The sequence below is a fragment of the Aliiroseovarius sp. ABM4_368 genome (genome assembly GCF_056161205.1).
Window position 1 is genome coordinate 506008 of the sequence record NZ_JBSWYR010000003.1, and the last position, 15421, is coordinate 521428.

19 protein-coding genes are annotated in these 15421 nt (G+C 58.7%); 13 read left to right on the top strand and 6 right to left on the bottom strand.

From position 1 onward, the window contains the following. Position 1: 1 nt before the first annotated feature. Genes ACXAH3_RS11820 through ACXAH3_RS11830 form a run of 3 tightly spaced genes read right to left on the bottom strand, consistent with a single transcriptional unit; the run spans position 2 to position 3517 of the window. Entirely contained in the window at positions 2-1384 is a 1383-nt protein-coding gene (locus ACXAH3_RS11820; protein ID WP_474862282.1) for a sensor histidine kinase, read from the bottom strand. Between the two features lie 23 nt (positions 1385-1407). Further along, entirely contained in the window at positions 1408-2778 is a 1371-nt protein-coding gene (locus tag ACXAH3_RS11825) for a dihydrolipoyl dehydrogenase family protein (protein WP_474862283.1), read from the bottom strand. A gap of 1 nt (position 2779) precedes the next feature. Next, positions 2780-3517, bottom strand: coding sequence for a TVP38/TMEM64 family protein (locus tag ACXAH3_RS11830; RefSeq protein ID WP_474862330.1), 738 nt, complete (start codon positions 3515-3517; stop codon positions 2780-2782). A gap of 265 nt (positions 3518-3782) precedes the next feature. Here ACXAH3_RS11830 and rpmH point away from each other — a divergent pair, with 265 nt between their 5' ends. From rpmH to yihA, 10 genes are all read left to right on the top strand, one after another. Further along, the gene (rpmH, locus tag ACXAH3_RS11835) at positions 3783-3917 is read left to right on the top strand and encodes a 50S ribosomal protein L34 (protein WP_133484898.1); all 135 of its coding nucleotides are present in this window, start codon (positions 3783-3785) and stop codon (positions 3915-3917) included. A gap of 17 nt (positions 3918-3934) precedes the next feature. Further along, the gene (gene rnpA / locus ACXAH3_RS11840) at positions 3935-4375 is read left to right on the top strand and encodes a ribonuclease P protein component (RefSeq protein WP_474862284.1); all 441 of its coding nucleotides are present in this window, start codon (positions 3935-3937) and stop codon (positions 4373-4375) included. Next, positions 4372-4620 (top strand): membrane protein insertion efficiency factor YidD, encoded by a 249-nt coding sequence (gene yidD / locus ACXAH3_RS11845; RefSeq protein WP_474862285.1) that lies wholly within the window; start codon positions 4372-4374, stop codon positions 4618-4620. The genes rnpA and yidD overlap by 4 nt, the downstream gene beginning before the upstream one ends. A gap of 356 nt (positions 4621-4976) precedes the next feature. Further along, a complete protein-coding gene (locus ACXAH3_RS11850; RefSeq protein WP_474862286.1) occupies positions 4977-5201 on the top strand; it encodes a hypothetical protein in 225 nt (74 codons plus the stop codon). A 110-nt stretch (positions 5202-5311) separates the two neighbouring features. Next, positions 5312-5542, top strand: coding sequence for a hypothetical protein (locus tag ACXAH3_RS11855; RefSeq protein ID WP_474862287.1), 231 nt, complete (start codon positions 5312-5314; stop codon positions 5540-5542). 69 nt (positions 5543-5611) lie between these two features. Continuing rightward, on the top strand, positions 5612-6460 hold the full coding sequence (gene ttcA / locus ACXAH3_RS11860; protein WP_474862288.1) for a tRNA 2-thiocytidine(32) synthetase TtcA: 849 nt from the start codon (positions 5612-5614) through the stop codon (positions 6458-6460). 119 nt (positions 6461-6579) lie between these two features. Further along, on the top strand, positions 6580-8112 hold the full coding sequence (locus tag ACXAH3_RS11865) for a putative bifunctional diguanylate cyclase/phosphodiesterase (RefSeq protein ID WP_474862289.1): 1533 nt from the start codon (positions 6580-6582) through the stop codon (positions 8110-8112). A gap of 106 nt (positions 8113-8218) precedes the next feature. Beyond that, positions 8219-10021 (top strand): membrane protein insertase YidC, encoded by a 1803-nt coding sequence (gene yidC / locus ACXAH3_RS11870; protein ID WP_474862290.1) that lies wholly within the window; start codon positions 8219-8221, stop codon positions 10019-10021. Further along, positions 10018-10773, top strand: coding sequence for an MOSC domain-containing protein (locus ACXAH3_RS11875; RefSeq protein WP_474862291.1), 756 nt, complete (start codon positions 10018-10020; stop codon positions 10771-10773). Before yidC ends, ACXAH3_RS11875 begins: the two co-directional genes overlap by 4 nt. After that, complete coding sequence (gene yihA / locus ACXAH3_RS11880) at positions 10770-11423, top strand: ribosome biogenesis GTP-binding protein YihA/YsxC (RefSeq protein ID WP_474862292.1); 654 nt, start codon at positions 10770-10772, stop codon at positions 11421-11423. Before ACXAH3_RS11875 ends, yihA begins: the two co-directional genes overlap by 4 nt. Positions 11424-11530: 107 nt before the next feature. Here the strand turns inward: yihA and ACXAH3_RS11885 are convergent, their stop codons facing one another. Then, positions 11531-12265: an SDR family NAD(P)-dependent oxidoreductase gene (locus ACXAH3_RS11885; RefSeq protein WP_474862293.1), complete on the bottom strand. Its 735-nt coding sequence runs from the start codon at positions 12263-12265 to the stop codon at positions 11531-11533. Positions 12266-12371: 106 nt separating this feature from the next. Between ACXAH3_RS11885 and argB the strand changes: the two genes are divergently transcribed. The 3 genes from argB to ACXAH3_RS11900 are packed head-to-tail and all read left to right on the top strand — an operon-like array spanning position 12372 to position 14362. Further along, positions 12372-13232, top strand: coding sequence for an acetylglutamate kinase (gene argB, locus ACXAH3_RS11890; RefSeq protein WP_474862294.1), 861 nt, complete (start codon positions 12372-12374; stop codon positions 13230-13232). A 12-nt stretch (positions 13233-13244) separates the two neighbouring features. Then, entirely contained in the window at positions 13245-13862 is a 618-nt protein-coding gene (locus tag ACXAH3_RS11895; RefSeq protein WP_474862295.1) for a ferredoxin, read from the top strand. Further along, the gene (locus tag ACXAH3_RS11900; RefSeq protein WP_474862296.1) at positions 13859-14362 is read left to right on the top strand and encodes a SixA phosphatase family protein; all 504 of its coding nucleotides are present in this window, start codon (positions 13859-13861) and stop codon (positions 14360-14362) included. Before ACXAH3_RS11895 ends, ACXAH3_RS11900 begins: the two co-directional genes overlap by 4 nt. 5 nt (positions 14363-14367) lie before the next feature. Here ACXAH3_RS11900 and ACXAH3_RS11905 read toward each other — a convergent pair whose 3' ends face one another. Further along, the gene (locus tag ACXAH3_RS11905; protein ID WP_474862297.1) at positions 14368-14913 is read right to left on the bottom strand and encodes a hypothetical protein; all 546 of its coding nucleotides are present in this window, start codon (positions 14911-14913) and stop codon (positions 14368-14370) included. 17 nt (positions 14914-14930) lie between these two features. Beyond that, positions 14931-15380 (bottom strand): ribose 5-phosphate isomerase B, encoded by a 450-nt coding sequence (gene rpiB, locus ACXAH3_RS11910; RefSeq protein ID WP_474862298.1) that lies wholly within the window; start codon positions 15378-15380, stop codon positions 14931-14933. Between the last annotated feature and the right edge of the window lie 41 nt (positions 15381-15421).

Here is a 15421-nt window from a genome sequence, read left to right on the forward strand (position 1 = left end):
GTTACTCCGCAATAGTGCGCGGCAAAGTGATCAGAAAAGCGGTCCCGGTATCGTCCGTGCGCTCCAGCTCCAACGTGCCGCCATGTCCGCGCACCAGCTCGGCCGAAATCGCCATACCCAGACCGGACCCGCCCTTGCGATTAGTGCCTGCAAAGGGCTGGAACAAGTGTTCCCGAGAAGACTTTGGAAGGCCCGGCCCGGTATCCACCACGCGGATTTGCCAATCGGTCTCAGACTCGCTGGCCTGCAAGGCAATCTCGCCCGGTTTGCCCGATGCCACAATCGCCTGCCGCGCGTTGCGCACAAGGTTCGAGAGCACGCGATACAGTTGCTCTGGATCGGCGCGCAAATTCAATCCGGCTGGAATATCCTCGGCAAAGGACAAGTCGTGATCGCCCGCAGAAAGACGTTCGCTTTCGATAATATCCGCTGTCAGCTCGGCCAGATTGAAGCGGTTCATAGTCGGCGCGGGTTCTTCTGCCTTACCAAAGGCCAACGTGTTTTCACACAAGCTGACCGCGCGGGTGATCGAGTTCACCAGCTTCGGCACCACCCGTTTCACCATCGGATCTTCGCTGCTTTCCATCCGGTCAGCAAACAGCTGCGCGGTGGTCAGAACGTTGCGCAAATCATGGCTGATCCGCGCTACTGCTCCACCCAACTGCGCCAAGCGTTCCTTTTGCTTCAAGGCACCCGTTAGGTCCGTTTGCAGACTGCGCAGGGTCACTTCGGCCTCGCGCAGCTCGGTTACAGTGGTCGCGGGGGCAATGATGCGCCGCGCATCCTCGGGGTCGGCGGCATAGGCTTTCATATTGCCCACGACGCCCTTGATGGGCCGCACGATCAGCCGCTGCACCGCAAGGAACAACAAAAGCGCCGTGATGACCGAGATGACGGCGGACAACAGCAGAATGTTCACCCCATAGTCAATCATCGCGGCGCGCAGCTTGGCAGTCCACATGGTGACCTCGATCACCAATCCGCCTTCGCGCACGGGGTCACCGATGACGCGGATCACCTCGGGCTCTGGGTTGAACAGACGCATCATTGCATCGCGGATCAACGTCATGGCGGACGCATCCCGCAGGTCAAAGTCGTGGGTCACAGCGCCCGGCGGGTTTGAAGACAACATCAGCTCGCGCAATTCATCACGGCGCAGAACGACGTTATAGACTTCGGCGTTTTCCAGAAGCTCGGCTTCCAGTTCTGGCGCGATCATGTCATCAGCCAAAAGGGCCAAGGACGCGATCTGCGCACGCTCCAGTCGGTCTTGCAGATAATCCGCCCGAAAGCGTGCGACCGAGGGGACGAAGATCAAAATCTCGGCCAGCATGACAAACAGCGTCGTCAGGATCAAAAATCGGCCGGAAAGAGTATTGAACACCTGCGCTCCCTCGCGTGATCACATCAGGGAATGAACTTCTGCACGAAACCCACAACCCGTTTCACCATAGGACTATCAAAGAGCCGTGGCGAGAAATAGGCCCCCGCCGCCCGTTTGCTGATTTCCGCCATGGTCGGGTATGGGGCGACCATCGCTGCAATCTGCCCCATTTTCAAACGGTTGGCCATGGCCAGCGCCCACAGGGTAATCATCTCGCCCGCGCCGGGGCCGACGATGGACACACCGACAGGGCGGCCTTTGACGATCATCACCTTGATCAGCCCCTTGGTCTGTTGGGTCGCGATGGCGCGGTCGTTGCCCGCGAAATCGAAGCGTGCGACTTCCAACTTATCACCATGAGCATCCCGCGCCTCGGCTTCGGTCAGGCCGATCTGCGCCAGTTCCGGCGCGGTATAGGTGGCCCACGGGATATGATCCGTGCGCTGTTTAGAGGGCAGCCCGAATAGCATCGACCGGATAATCACGCCCGCATGGTATCCGGCGACATGTGTGAATTGCAGTCCGCCTGCCACATCGCCAATCGCATAAACTTTCTTGTTGGTGGTGCGCAGGCTGGCGTCAACCTTGATGCCAGCACGGGTGGGTTCGATTCCAGCGGCTTCTAGGTTCAGCTTGTCTGTATTGGGTTTGCGCCCTACCGCCATCAGTATATGGGTGCCCTTAAAGACGCGACCATCCTTGACCTCGACCTCGATCGCGCCAGCATTGCCACGAATTTCAGCGGCCATGGCATCTTCTTCGATGGCAATCCCCTCGGCCCGCAAGGCGTCCAGCACATGCGCGGCCATCTCGGGATCATCCCGGCCCAGCGCCTTCATGCCTTCGATCACAGTAACCTGTGAACCCAAGCGACGATGCGCCTGAGCCATTTCCAGCCCGATGGGGCCGCCGCCGATGATCAACAGGTGATCAGGGCGTGTCTTCAGCTCGAAAATCGTCTCGTTCGTCTCGTAAGGCACATTTTCGATGCCCGGAATGGGCGGCACCAAGGGCGACGAGCCGGTCGAAATCACGAAGCGCCGCGCCTCGATGATGTAGTCGCCTGCCTGCACTTCCCTGGGCGAGATAAACGCCCCGTATTCGGTGATCACACGCACGCCCAGCCCTTCAAACCGCTCGACCGAATCGTGGGGTTCGATGGTCGCGATCGTCTGGCGCACATGGTCATGGGCTTCGTCCCAGCCCATCGAAGTCTTGCCAGCATGAAGCAGCGCTTTCGACGGCACGCAGCCATAGTTCAGGCAATCCCCGCCCATCTTATGACCTTCTAAAAGCACGACCGAGGCACCCATCTGCACGGCCCCCGCCGCCACCGACAACCCGCCCGAGCCTGCACCGATGATGCAGACATCCGTTTTGATACGTTCAGCCATGTCAGGCGTCCTTCTTGAAAAGTTTCAGCACCATCGGAAGGGCGGCCAGCGCGGCCAATCCCAGCATGGGCAGCAGGATGTGGGGTTCAAAAATGATGCCCAGATCCGGGGTTTCGCCACGGGCGAAGACCTCGCCCAGACCTGCGCCAACGGATGTATAGACCACCCCACCAGGAATGATTCCCAAGAAGGTCGAGATGACGAACCGGTGCAGCGGCACACCAACCAACGCGGGGATCAGGTTTGCGACAAAGAAGGGGACGGCAGGCACCAGACGGATCAGAAACAGGACGGACCACTGATTTTCGTCGATCCCGTCCTTAATGCTCTTCACAGCACCTTCACTGCCCTCCATCTTGGCGGCCAGTTTCTCGCCCAGCCCCCAACGCGCAGCCAGAAAGATGATCGTGGCACCGATTGTTGCAGCCGTGACGTTGAACAGAGCACCTGGAAAGGTGGCGAACAAGAAACCTCCGGTCAGTGTCGCGATGGTTGCACCGGGCAGAGAGAAGCCGACGATCACCACATAGGCCGCAATAAACACGCCCACAGTCAGCAGATAGTTGGCGTCGCGGAACGCCAACAGCGCCTCGCGGTTCTGTGCCAAAGTCTCGAAGCTGAGGTAATCGCGCAAGGTAAACGCGCCGATTACCGCCACGCTGAGGATCGCAATCAAAGGCAAACGGCGCAGCAACGCGTTCTGTGGGGGCTTCGACATATTTGCGTCGGGGTCGGTCATCATCATCTGTCTTTCCGGGCCATTTCGGCATACAGGCGGCAGGGCCGCGGTGGTTGTCATGCAACATGAGCGCAAAGACCCGCCTTGCCCACCCACCTCACGCTTGCTTGAACAGGGGTGAAGAAATCGCATACGGATGTAACAAAAGGGGCGAAAATATTTCATCAGGCATTTGACTTGCCCACAATTGCCCCCTATAGACCGGGCTTCGAATGACACACGCTCCGAATCCACCGGGATTGGGGGCACAAACCGGAGACGGGCGATGAAACGCACATACCAACCTTCGAACCTGGTTCGCAAACGCCGCCACGGCTTTCGCTCGCGCATGGCTACCAAAGCCGGTCGCAAGATCCTGAATGCCCGCCGCGTACGTGGCCGGAAGTCGCTGAGCGCATAAGCGCTCGGGTCGCAGGCATGTCTGCGCCCAAAGCTGACAAAACGAAAACCGCCGAGACCGAAGGGTCTGCGGCGGTTTCCGTTTGCGTGGATGAAAGCAAATTGATCACTCTGACAGAACGGCGTGACTTTCTGGCCGCCGCTCGCGCCCGCCGTGCGCCTGCGCCTGCGTTTTTGTTACAGGCCCGCAAACGTCGTGAGGGAGAGGAAGCCGCCCCCGACCAGACCCGCATCGGGTACACCTGCTCGAAAAAAGTCGGCAATGCTGTAATCCGCAACCGCGCCAAACGCCGTCTGCGCGCCATCGCGCGCGAAGTTCTGCCTGGTCTGGGCAAGCCCGGCTGGGACTATGTGCTTATCGGTCGCGCTGAAAAGACCGTGTCGCGTGACTATATGGATCTGAAAGCGGACCTTGCCCGCGCCATTGAACAGATCCACGCCCCGCGAAAGAAGTCATGAGCCCTGCCGCCTTCATCCTGTCCCTGCCGATCCGCGCCTATCGCCTGATCTTCAGTCCTTGGGTCGGGTGGAACTGCCGCTATCAACCCACATGCAGCGCCTATGCGCTGGAAGCCCTGCAAATGCACGGTGCCTTCAAGGGCGGCTGGTTGGCGGCCAAGCGGATCGCGCGCTGCAACCCGTGGGGATCGTGCGGCTATGATCCCGTGCCGGGGACCAAACACGATTGTAGCACCCACGATTGATACAATCGTGCCCGATGGGCCACAACGCGTTGCAACCTCCACACGAAACTTGAATTTCAACTCATTTGCGCTAATCAAACGCCATCCGTAACGCTTGAACAAGAAGGAGGCGTTTTATGACGAATCTCAGCGCACTCCGCCATCTTCATGTTGCGGCTTTTTGGGGTATCTGCACCTCGTGACCTCTGCGTCACGCGCCTAGCGCCCCCACCTTGCCCGATCTTCGGGCCTTCCGACAGCTGACAACCCGACCTTGATCCCGGCCGCATTGCGTCCGCGATTTGGCGCCCCGTCTGCTTTCACGCAACCAATCTAACTTCAAAAAGAAGGGCCGGCCCCGCGCCGGTATCCAATCCATGATGGACTCGAATTTTCATTCTGAACCTGTCCGGCTGAACGAATTGCTGGACGACTTGATTGCCGATCACGGCGTCATGCGCGTGCTGCGCGCACTGGCGATGCGGCTTGTCACGCGGCGCGGCCAGCGCCCCCGCACGGACCATCTGTCCGAGCATCTGCGCCGTGACGTCGGACTTCCACCCGGCCACCCTCCGCCATCCTTCCGCGAACCGCGGCTGTGATCTGCGATTTCCTGTGGCCTGCCCCCAATCGGGGGCGGGTCAGAAACTGCTTGACCTAAAGCGGGCTTGAGGTCCGACAACGCCCTCATACCCGCGACAGGAGACTGATTATGACCTATTCATTAACCCTTCCGCCCCGCCGAACACCGTCCAAACGGCTCGAGGCCAGCCTGCGCGGCCTGATTGCCCGTCACGGCCGCTGGCGCGTGATCCGTGCAAGCCTGTTCGTCAAACCCATGAAGGCAGGTCGCGTCGAGGATCTCTCGCATGCGATACGCCGGGATCTGGGCTTGGATGATCCGCAGCCGACGTTGCCAGTGCAACGCCAGCACCTGCTCTAAGGACAAACGCGAAGGCCCCCGCGCCTTCGCACCCTTGCCCGGCGGGGCTTTTTCCCCTATGCCGCGCCCATGTTGGACGACCTCGACGATATTCACCCGCTGTTTCACGGCGCACCCTCGACCACCGAGTTTAAGAAGCTGCGCAAGCGCATCATGCGCAATGTGCGCGAGGCTTTGGACCAGTACGGCATGGTCGAACGAGGCGCAAAGTGGCTGGTCTGTCTGTCCGGCGGCAAGGACAGCTATACGATGCTGGCCGCCCTTTACGAGCTGAAATGGCGCGGTGTTTTGCCAGTCGAGATTCTGGCCTGCAACCTTGATCAGGGCCAGCCGGGTTTTCCCGCGACCGTCCTGCCCGAATTCCTAGAGAAAATGCAGGTGCCCAATCGGATCGAGTACGAAGACACCTATTCCATCGTCATGGACAAGATCCCGCAGGGCCGCACTTTTTGTTCGCTCTGCTCGCGGCTGCGTCGCGGGAACCTCTATAGAATCGCGCGGGAGGAAGGCTGCTCGGCCGTTGTTCTGGGCCATCACCGCGACGACATACTAGAAACGTTCTTCATGAACCTTTTCCACGGCGGACGGTTGGCCACAATGCCACCCAAGCTGGTGAACGAAGAAGGCGACCTGTTCGTTTATCGTCCTCTGGCCCATGTGGCCGAAGCTGATTGCGAGAAATTCGCGACTCAAATGAACTATCCTATCATCCCCTGTGACCTCTGCGGATCGCAGGATGGATTGCAGCGGCAGCAGGTGAAAAAGATCATTGACCAGTGGGAACAGAACTTCCCCGGGCGCCGTCAGATTATGTTTAAGGCGCTTATGAACACGCGCCCGAGCCACCTTTTGGACCCGCAGCTGTTTGATTTTGCTGGACTATTACGGGATCCCGCCAAGGTTGACGAAAACTCCTAATCAATTTTTAGTGGTTTTTTTCTGGCGCGTTAACATCTGATTGACCACACGTTCCTATTTTTTCCAAAGCGCCCCGACTGCTCGGGGCCCGTTTTGAGAGTAAGTCATAGGAACCCGTCATGGCTGCCAGCTTTGGTCAAAAATCCCGCAACCGCACAGTCCGAACCCTTCTGACCAGCCCCCACTTTACGGCCATTTTACCTGCTGCCGTGCTGCTGGCTTACTGGACGGGGGGCGAACCAGCATTGCTGCTGACCGCCATCATTTTTCCGGGGCTGTTTGCCCTTGGCGGAGCACTGACGCGCAGATCTTTCAAAGACAGATGGCCCACAGATGGCGTGACCGATCTGCCCCTACGTGGTCGACTTGAGCACATGCTAGACGCAGGCTTTCATGACCCTGAATTGAAAGAGAAAACTTGCCTTGTGGTCGAGGTGGATAGCTTCCCGAAACTGGCCGATCATTATGGCATCGACGCGCAGGACAAGATTGAAGCGCAACTGGGTGAAACTCTGCGGTCGATGCTGCGTGTTACCGATCTGATCTGCTCACTGGAACGTGGCCGGTTTGGAATCGCCATAGACCGCGCCGCCCGCGCGGATCTTGAGATTGTGCTGCAGATCGCCGGACGCTTACAATCGGCTATCGCGACCCCAATCGAACTGGGCGCAACACGCCTACATCTGACAGCCAGCATTGGCTTTGCCCTTCCCCAACGTTCGCCCGAAGCCACGGGGGAATCACTGTTGCAGGCGGCAGAAAGTGCTCTTCAGAACGCCCAGGTGGCTGGCCCGGGATCGATCCGCGCCTTTACCAATGGCATGTCCCCACGTGCAGCGAACGCCAATCATTCCGAGGTGGAACTGTCCGAAGCACTGGAAACCGGCCAAATGGTCCCTTGGTTCCAACCGCAGGTTTGCCTGCGCACAGGGCACCTGACGGGGATGGAGGCGCTGGTGCGCTGGAAGCACCCCAAACTTGGCTGGATCGCGCCCGGCGCATTCCTGCCAGCGTTAACGCAAGCCGGATTACTGGAACGCCTCAGCGAGGTGATGCTGTTTGAATGCCTGACCTCGATCTGCGACTGGGATAAGTTGGGGCTCGAGGTGCCGACGATTTCGGTTAACCTGACTTCTGCAGAGCTGTCCAATCCCAAACTGTTCGAAAAAATTCGCTGGGATCTGGATCGGTTCGATGTCTCCCCCGAGCGCCTTACGCTTGAAGTTCTGGAAAGTGTGATTGCGCAAGGTGAAGACGATGTCATTACCCGCAACATCAACGCGCTGTCCCGGATGGGTTGCAATATTGATTTGGATGATTTCGGAACCGGGCATGCCTCGATTTCGCATATCCGACGTTTCTGCCTGAACCGAATCAAGATTGACCGATCTTTCATTACCCATGTCGACACGGACCCGAACCAACAGAAAATGGTCGCTGCTATTCTAACCATGGCAAAACAGCTTGAAATTGGCGCGCTAGCTGAAGGGGTGGAAACACATGGCGAATACTCCAAACTCGGCGAACTTGGGTGCACCGATGTGCAGGGTTATGCAGTAGCAAAGCCAATGCCAATAGACGAGACCTGCCTTTGGATCCAAACCCACAAAGCCGCCTCGGATCGTATCCACCCTGTCCCAAAGCACGCTTAAAGCGGTTCAGCGCCCGCATTTCATGGCCCACCGGGATAAACTGCTTGACCTTTTGGCCCTTGCCCTGTTGAACCACTCTGACCGAAATCTATGAGTGGTAGGCACGATGGACGACCAGAATAAGAACCTGATCCTGGCAACGGTTCTCAGCTTTATTGTCATCACAGGCTGGTTAATCATGTTTCCACCAGCCGAGCCTCCGCTGCCGGCTGATCCTGCCACGCATGCAACGCAAGATGCAGGCACCGTCGCGGCGCCCACAGCCTCTGCTGCTACAGATGCAGCCCCTGCTGACATCGCCACCCGACAGGCCGAAGCTGGTCGCGTTGACATCGACACACCAGAACTGGCCGGCTCGATCTCGCTTTTGGGCGGTCGCATCGACGATCTGAAGCTGAAAGAATACCATGTCGAACTGTCGAAAGAGAGCGACATCGTCACCCTTCTGCGCCCCGCTGGCGAACAAGACGCCTACTATGCGCTTTATGGCTGGACCCCTGGCGGTACCACCGCGCTGGAAGACGTGCCTGGCCCGACAACCGTTTGGAATGTCGAAAGCGGTGTCACTCTGACCCCATCGACCCCGGTCACCTTGCGCTGGGACAGTCCGGCGGGCCTGATTTTTCGGCGCACATTGTCTGTTGACGAAAACTTCATGTTCTCGATCGAGCAGGCCGTCGAAAACACCAGCGGCGCCACCCAGCGCATGGCCCCCTATGGCGTAATCGCACGTCACGGCGAACCTCAGGATCAAAAAGGTTTCTTTATCCTGCACGAGGGCCTGATCCGTGAAATTGATGGCGAGCTGGAAGAAAGCGATTATTCCGACATCGCTGACCTAAGCTATGACGAGCGTGAAGCCTCTCTGGCGGACGTCCAGCAGGTCGAAGAGGACGGTTGGCTTGGCTTCACCGACCATTACTGGATGACGACGCTGATCCCCGAACCCGGGCAGCCCTTCACCTCGGTCGTGCGTTATGCTGACAAGGCCGATATCTATCAGGCCCAGTTCCGCTTGCGCGCTCAAGACGTTGCCCCCGGTGCAACCGCCAGCGCAAGCACCAAGTTCTTTGCCGGTGCGAAGGAATGGGAAACCATCCGCGCTTACGAGAAAAACGATGGGATCTACAAATTCATCGACTCGATCGACTGGGGTTGGTTCTTCTTCCTGACCAAACCCATCTTCGCCGTGCTGCATTGGCTGAACGCGCTGATCGGCAACATGGGCTGGGCGATCATCGGTCTGACCCTTGTCATCAAGGCGATCCTATTCCCGCTGGCCTATAAATCCTATGTCTCGATGGCAAAGATGAAAGAGCTTCAGCCCGAGATGGAGAAGATCAAAGAGCGTGCTGGTGATGACCGCCAGAAGGTCCAGCAAGAGATGATGGAGCTTTATAAGAAGGAAAAGGTCAACCCGGCGTCGGGCTGTCTGCCGATCCTTCTTCAGATCCCGATCTTCTTCTCGCTCTACAAGGTGATCTTTGTCACGCTGGAGCTGCGTCACGCACCGTGGATTGGTTGGATCAAAGACCTTTCGGCCCCGGATCCAAGCTCGATCCTGAACCTGTTTGGGCTTCTGCCTTATGCAGCGCCCGCCCCAGAAAGTTTCTTGGCGATCATCTCGCTTGGTGTGCTGCCAATTATTCTTGGCATCTCGATGTGGCTGCAGCAAAAGCTGAATCCGGCACCCACGGATGCAACGCAGGCAATGATCTTTGCCTGGATGCCATGGGTGTTCATGTTCATGCTGGGCGGGTTTGCGTCAGGTCTGGTGGTCTACTGGATCGCGAACAACACCATCACCTTCATCCAGCAATACACCATCATGCGCAGCCATGGGCACAAGCCTGACGTGTTGGGTAACGTGTTGAAAAGCTTCAAAAGACGCGCGAAAGACGCGAAATGACCGGGGTTGTCGCTGGCATCTGGCGGCATCCGATCAAGGCGCATGGCCGTGAGGAATTGCAGCGCGTCCCTGTAAGCGTGGGGCGCTGCCTTCCCTTTGATCGTCACTGGGCCGTCGCCCACGAGGCGGCTAAGTTGGGGGATGGGAATGCTTGGGTGCCGTGCTCGAATTTTTCGCGCGGGGCAAAGGCTCCGAAACTGATGGCGATTTCGTGTGCGATGGACGAGGCCACCAACACAATTACGCTGACCCATCCATCGCAACCCGGCATCACGATAAACCCGGATCGCATTGAAGATCACGAAAACTTCCTGAATTGGATCAAGCCCTTATCTCCAGAGAACCGGGCTAAACCCGAACGCCTAGTGACAGTCGGGCGTGGGATGACGGATACTGACTTTGAAAGTATCGCGTTCATAAACCTTGCCTCTCACCGCGCCGTGGAAGAAGCCCTTGGTCGTGAGATCTCACCCCTACGTTGGCGTGGAAATTTCCTGCTGGAGGGGTTCGATCCATGGGAGGAGCGCCGCTGGGTCGGAAAGCGTTTGCGCATCGGCGAGGCCGAGTTTGAAATCCGCGAGGAAATCACTCGATGCTTGGCTACAACGGCCAGCACGCGCACCGGGGAACGGGACGCGGATACGTTGGGGACGTTGAACAAAACCTTCGGACATCAACAGCTTGGTGTCTATGGCGTGGTAACAAAACCAGGCGTGATTGCACGCGAAGAACCTGTCGAGGTGATCGGATGAACATGCTTCCCTTTCCAATGGCGGAAGAGCCGGATCAGGCGTCGAAGGAAAAAGGGCGCTTGTTGTTCGCGGGTGCGACCGACTTTCTTAAGGGCGTCGTTGCGATGGACGGGCTGCCTGCGCCGGACCGGATCGAGGTTTGCTTTGCCGGGCGATCAAACGTTGGAAAATCGAGCCTTATCAATGCTCTCACTGGCCGCGTCAAGCTGGCTCGCGCGTCAAACACGCCAGGCCGCACGCAGGAAATCAACTTTTTCACCACCACCAATGGCCCTTATCTGGTCGACCTTCCGGGCTATGGTTATGCGAATGCGCCGGTGCAGATTGTCGAGAAATGGCAGCGTCTTTTGAAGAATTACCTGTCGGGACGCCAGAACCTGCGTCGGGCGTTTGTGCTGGTCGATTCGCGCCATGGCGTAAAGAAGGTTGATGAAGAGATCATGACCCTTCTGGACAAGTCCGCTGTGACCTTTCAGGTGGTGATGACGAAGGCCGATAAGGTCAAAGACAAAGACCGGAAAAAGGTTTTAGATCAAGTGCGTAAGGCACTTTCAAAACACCCGGCGGCCTATCCTGAACTGGTGTTGACCTCGTCCGAAAAGGGCGACGGGATCGAGACCTTGCGGGCGATTATCGCTGGGCTGGACTGAGCGCATCCAGTGGCGAGAGGATAAGGTTCTTAGCGCCGCGAATGGCCAAGCTCTAACTCTTTCAACGGCAAAATCGCCGCGAGTTCAAACTCCTTGAACTCCAAATATCACACGTGCTGAGCGCCGTTCACTTCGATCTCGGCCCCCGAGATGTACGAGCTTTCGTCCGAGCAAAGGAAATAGATAGCCGAGGCCACTTCCTCGGGCTGGCCAAGACGTTGCAGGGGCAGTTTCTCGACGATTTTCTCGGTTCCAGGGGAGAGGATGGCGGTTTCGACCTCGCCCGGTGCAATGGCGTTTACACGCACACCCATGGGCCCAAAATCATGCGCCATCTCGCGGGTTAACGCTGCCAGAGCCGCCTTAGAGGTAGCGTAGGCCGCGCCTGCAAACGGGTGGACGCGGGCGCCCGCGATCGAGGTTACGTTCACCACCGCGCCCTTGGCAGTTGCCAATTCTTCGCGCAGCCCGCGGGCCAACACGACCGAAGCAAAAAAGTTCACGTGGAAGACCTTGCCCCAATCCATCAGATCGGTGTCCAGCGTGCTTAGCCGCGCGCCATCTGGACCTTTGGGCGAGATGCCCGCGTTGTTCACCAGCGCATCAAGCCGTCCGTTCAGCCGTTCCTGAATAACGCCAACTGCGTTGATCGTATCGGCTGGGTCAGAGAGGTCCAGCTGGACGTGGTTTTCCTCGCCGCCGCCCCAAGGGCATTCATCGGGGAAAGGGTGGCGAGAGCAGGTGATCACGCGCCAGCCTTCGCGGTTGAACTTGCGCACGGTGGCGTGTCCGATACCTCGGCTTGCGCCGGTCAGAAGCAGGGTTTTGCGGTCGTCACTCATGGGGCACCTCTTGTTATCGGCACAGTAGCAGGCGGGGCCACGGCTGCAATGCCCCTTGGCAGGAGCTGGCCAAGCGCGTAACAGGGTCGGAACGAAGGACCATCAGATGAAGACCCAGAATATGAACCGCGATTGGATCGCCACCGCCCGTACCCTGTCACAGGCCCTGCCCTATCTTCAGCGCTATACCGGCGCGACCGTTGTCATCAAGTTCGGCGGAAACGCTATGGGCGATGACGAAGAGATGGCCAGCTTTGCCCGCGACATCGTGTTGATGCGTCAGGTGGGGGTAAAGCCGGTTGTGGTGCATGGCGGCGGGCCGATGATCAACGCAATGCTGGACAAGCTGGACATCAAAAGCGAGTTCGTGAACGGCAAGCGCGTGACCGATAAAGCGACGGTTGAAGTGGTCGAAATGGTGCTGTCAGGCCGCGTGAACAAGCGGATCGTACAGGCGATCAATGCCGAGGGTGGCAAGGCCGTGGGCCTGTCGGGCAAGGATGCTGGGCTTGTGACCTGTGAGCAGACGAACCCCGATCTGGGCTTCGTTGGCACGCCGTCGGACGTGGATGTGTCTGTGCTGCGCGATCTGGCCGCAGCCGAAGCCATTCCGGTGATCGCGCCCCTTGGGGCTGGCCGTAATGGCGAGACGTTCAACATCAACGGCGACACGATGGCGGGCGCGATTGCAGCTGCGCTGAAGGCGGATCGCCTGTTGCTGCTGACCGATGTCGAAGGTGTAAAGGGCGAAGATGGGGAAGTTCTGACAGAACTGACATCGACCCAGATTCGCGAAATGACGGCTTCGGGTGTGATCGCTGGCGGAATGATCCCCAAGACGGAAACCGCGCTGGATGCCATCGAAGGCGGCGTGCGCGCAGTGGTTATTCTGGATGGGCGTGCGCCGAATGCCTGCCTGTTGGAGCTTTACACCGATCACGGTGCCGGGTCGCTGATCCGAGGATAGAGGTCGCAAGGCGTGAATATTGAACCCGATGCAATTGCCGCACAGCTCGAGGTGTTTGGCATGTTGCATGACGGGGGCGATACAATTGTGTTGCTAGGCCCGCATGAGCCCGGGTTTTGGCCCAGTTTCATGAACTGTGTTGAATACCAAGACGGCGCGCCAGATCCGATGGACCGGTGGTCCAAACGGGTGATCGGCGGGCTGGCCGAAGCGTGGGGCGGGGTTGCGATTTTCCCCTCGGACGGGCCGCCCTACCCTCCCTTTCAGGCATGGGCACGGGCGTCTGGGCGAGCTTGGGACAGCCCGGTTGGGATGCTGGTGCATGACCGCGCGGGGCTGTGGGTGAGCTATCGCGGGGCGGTGCGCGTGCCGGGTTTGTTGCCCTTGCCTGCACCATCGGACAAGCCTTGCACGATTTGCAAAGCCCCATGCCTAACCGTCTGCCCGGTGGAGGCGCTTGGCCCCGCGGGCTATGATGTGCCGCGTTGCAAGGGCCATCTGAACAGTGCAGACAATGCAGATTGTATGGGTGCAGGATGCGCGGTTCGCCGCTCTTGCCCCATAAGCGAGAACTATGGCAGGTTGCACGCGCAATCGGCATTTCACATGAAAGCGTTCAACCCAATATGACCTTGACCCTTATCCTGACCCGCCACGCGAAATCCAGTTGGAGCGACGCGGACCTTGATGACCATTCCCGCCCGCTGAACAAGCGGGGTCGGGCCTCGGCCAAGGCGATTGGGCGCTGGCTGGCGGATCATGGGCACACGCCCGGTGCGGTCTTGTGTTCGGATGCCGAACGGACGCGCGAGACTTGGGCGCTGATTGCCGACAAGTTGGTGGGCGTGCCGGCAGCAGAGTACAAATCGACACTGTATCTGGCGGATCCCGAAACCATGCTGGCCGAGCTGCATGCTGCGTCGGCCCAGACGGTGATGATGGTCGCCCACAACCCCGGATCGGCCTATATGGCGCGGCGCTTGGTAGCAGAGCCGCATCCGCACGAGAAGTTTCATCACTATCCCACTGCGGCCACCGCGGTCATCGAGTTTGATGCAGACAGCTGGGCGGATGTGACCTGGGGCACGGGTCGCGCGATCGACTTTGTAGTCCCGCGCGAGCTGATCTAAGCGCGTTAGAACGTGTCAGTCGTTTTCTCGAACGGCACCCCGGCATCACGGATTTTGCCAACCATCCACGGCAGGGAAATGCCAGTGTAGTCGCGCAACTGGATTGAAGCGCGGTCGTGGAAATGGATCCAGTACTCTTGAATATCTGGCCCTTCGCTTTGCGTCATCACCCTATACTCAAGCAATCGGATCGCACTAAGCGAGGTGAGAAAGCCCTCTTCCGGGCCATGGGCGTGATCTGGGACTTGCCACAACAGATCGTCTTCCGTCAGCCGAAAGTGCCATTCGCCAGACGTTCCTACCGCGCGGCAAGCAAAGATGGCTAGCTTCAGCAGGTGGTAAATCCCTGTCGCAATCAGGAACAGGCCGAAGATCCCCCAACCGTTCCATGTCTCGAGCGCGTCGAGGGACAGGGGCCAGACCGCGCCGTCAGGCACGATCCAGATCCCGAAAACAATGAACAAGGCTGCGATGATAGGCATAATGACGATCCGTTCCCGGTTGCGCCGGGACACGGATTTTCGCACGTCAAAAACGGGGCCTGCCGTCATGCTTGTTCGCCCATGGCTTAGCCTTCGATGGCTTCCATCATGTCCACACGGGTGGCGTGGCGACCGCCCTCGAACTCGGCGTCCAAGAATGCGTCGACGATGTGCAGAGCCAAATCCTGACCGACGACCCGGGCGCCAATGGACAGCATATTGGCGTTGTTGTGCTCGCGGATCATGCGGGCCGAGAACGCTTCCGAACAGACGCCGCAGCGGATGCCGTCCACACGGTTGGAGGACATCATGATGCCCTGACCGGTGCCGCACAGGATGATGCCCAGCGCGCAATCACCCGAGGCCACTTTGCGGGCCGCAGCCTCACCATGCTTGGGGTAATGGGTGCTTTCAGGGGTCATTGGGCCGATATCGACGGGTTCGTATCCCTTGGCGGCGATGTGGTCGGCGATGGTCTTGCGCAGCTCAATGGCAGCATGGTCGCTGGACAGGACGATACGTTTGTTGGCAGTCATTATGTCATTCCGTGATTAAAGGGACCGTGTTGGCCGCCTTC

Excerpts from the sequence above, each read along its gene's own strand:
- ttcA (WP_474862288.1), top strand. The coding sequence starts at position 5,612 with ATGTTGGACGACCTCGACGATATTCACCCGCTGTTTCACGGCGCACCC.
- yihA (WP_474862292.1), top strand. The coding sequence starts at position 10,770 with ATGAACATGCTTCCCTTTCCAATGGCGGAAGAGCCGGATCAGGCGTCG.
- rpmH (WP_133484898.1), top strand. The coding sequence starts at position 3,783 with ATGAAACGCACATACCAACCTTCGAACCTGGTTCGCAAACGCCGCCAC.
- ACXAH3_RS11865 (WP_474862289.1), top strand. The coding sequence starts at position 6,580 with ATGGCTGCCAGCTTTGGTCAAAAATCCCGCAACCGCACAGTCCGAACC.
- ACXAH3_RS11855 (WP_474862287.1), top strand. The coding sequence starts at position 5,312 with ATGACCTATTCATTAACCCTTCCGCCCCGCCGAACACCGTCCAAACGG.
- ACXAH3_RS11875 (WP_474862291.1), top strand. The coding sequence starts at position 10,018 with ATGACCGGGGTTGTCGCTGGCATCTGGCGGCATCCGATCAAGGCGCAT.
- ACXAH3_RS11830 (WP_474862330.1), bottom strand. The coding sequence starts at position 3,517 with ATGACCGACCCCGACGCAAATATGTCGAAGCCCCCACAGAACGCGTTG.
- argB (WP_474862294.1), top strand. The coding sequence starts at position 12,372 with ATGAAGACCCAGAATATGAACCGCGATTGGATCGCCACCGCCCGTACC.
- rpiB (WP_474862298.1), bottom strand. The coding sequence starts at position 15,380 with ATGACTGCCAACAAACGTATCGTCCTGTCCAGCGACCATGCTGCCATT.
- yidD (WP_474862285.1), top strand. The coding sequence starts at position 4,372 with ATGAGCCCTGCCGCCTTCATCCTGTCCCTGCCGATCCGCGCCTATCGC.
- yidC (WP_474862290.1), top strand. The coding sequence starts at position 8,219 with ATGGACGACCAGAATAAGAACCTGATCCTGGCAACGGTTCTCAGCTTT.
- rnpA (WP_474862284.1), top strand. The coding sequence starts at position 3,935 with ATGTCTGCGCCCAAAGCTGACAAAACGAAAACCGCCGAGACCGAAGGG.
- ACXAH3_RS11905 (WP_474862297.1), bottom strand. The coding sequence starts at position 14,913 with ATGACGGCAGGCCCCGTTTTTGACGTGCGAAAATCCGTGTCCCGGCGC.
- ACXAH3_RS11850 (WP_474862286.1), top strand. The coding sequence starts at position 4,977 with ATGATGGACTCGAATTTTCATTCTGAACCTGTCCGGCTGAACGAATTG.
- ACXAH3_RS11900 (WP_474862296.1), top strand. The coding sequence starts at position 13,859 with ATGACCTTGACCCTTATCCTGACCCGCCACGCGAAATCCAGTTGGAGC.
- ACXAH3_RS11825 (WP_474862283.1), bottom strand. The coding sequence starts at position 2,778 with ATGGCTGAACGTATCAAAACGGATGTCTGCATCATCGGTGCAGGCTCG.
- ACXAH3_RS11885 (WP_474862293.1), bottom strand. The coding sequence starts at position 12,265 with ATGAGTGACGACCGCAAAACCCTGCTTCTGACCGGCGCAAGCCGAGGT.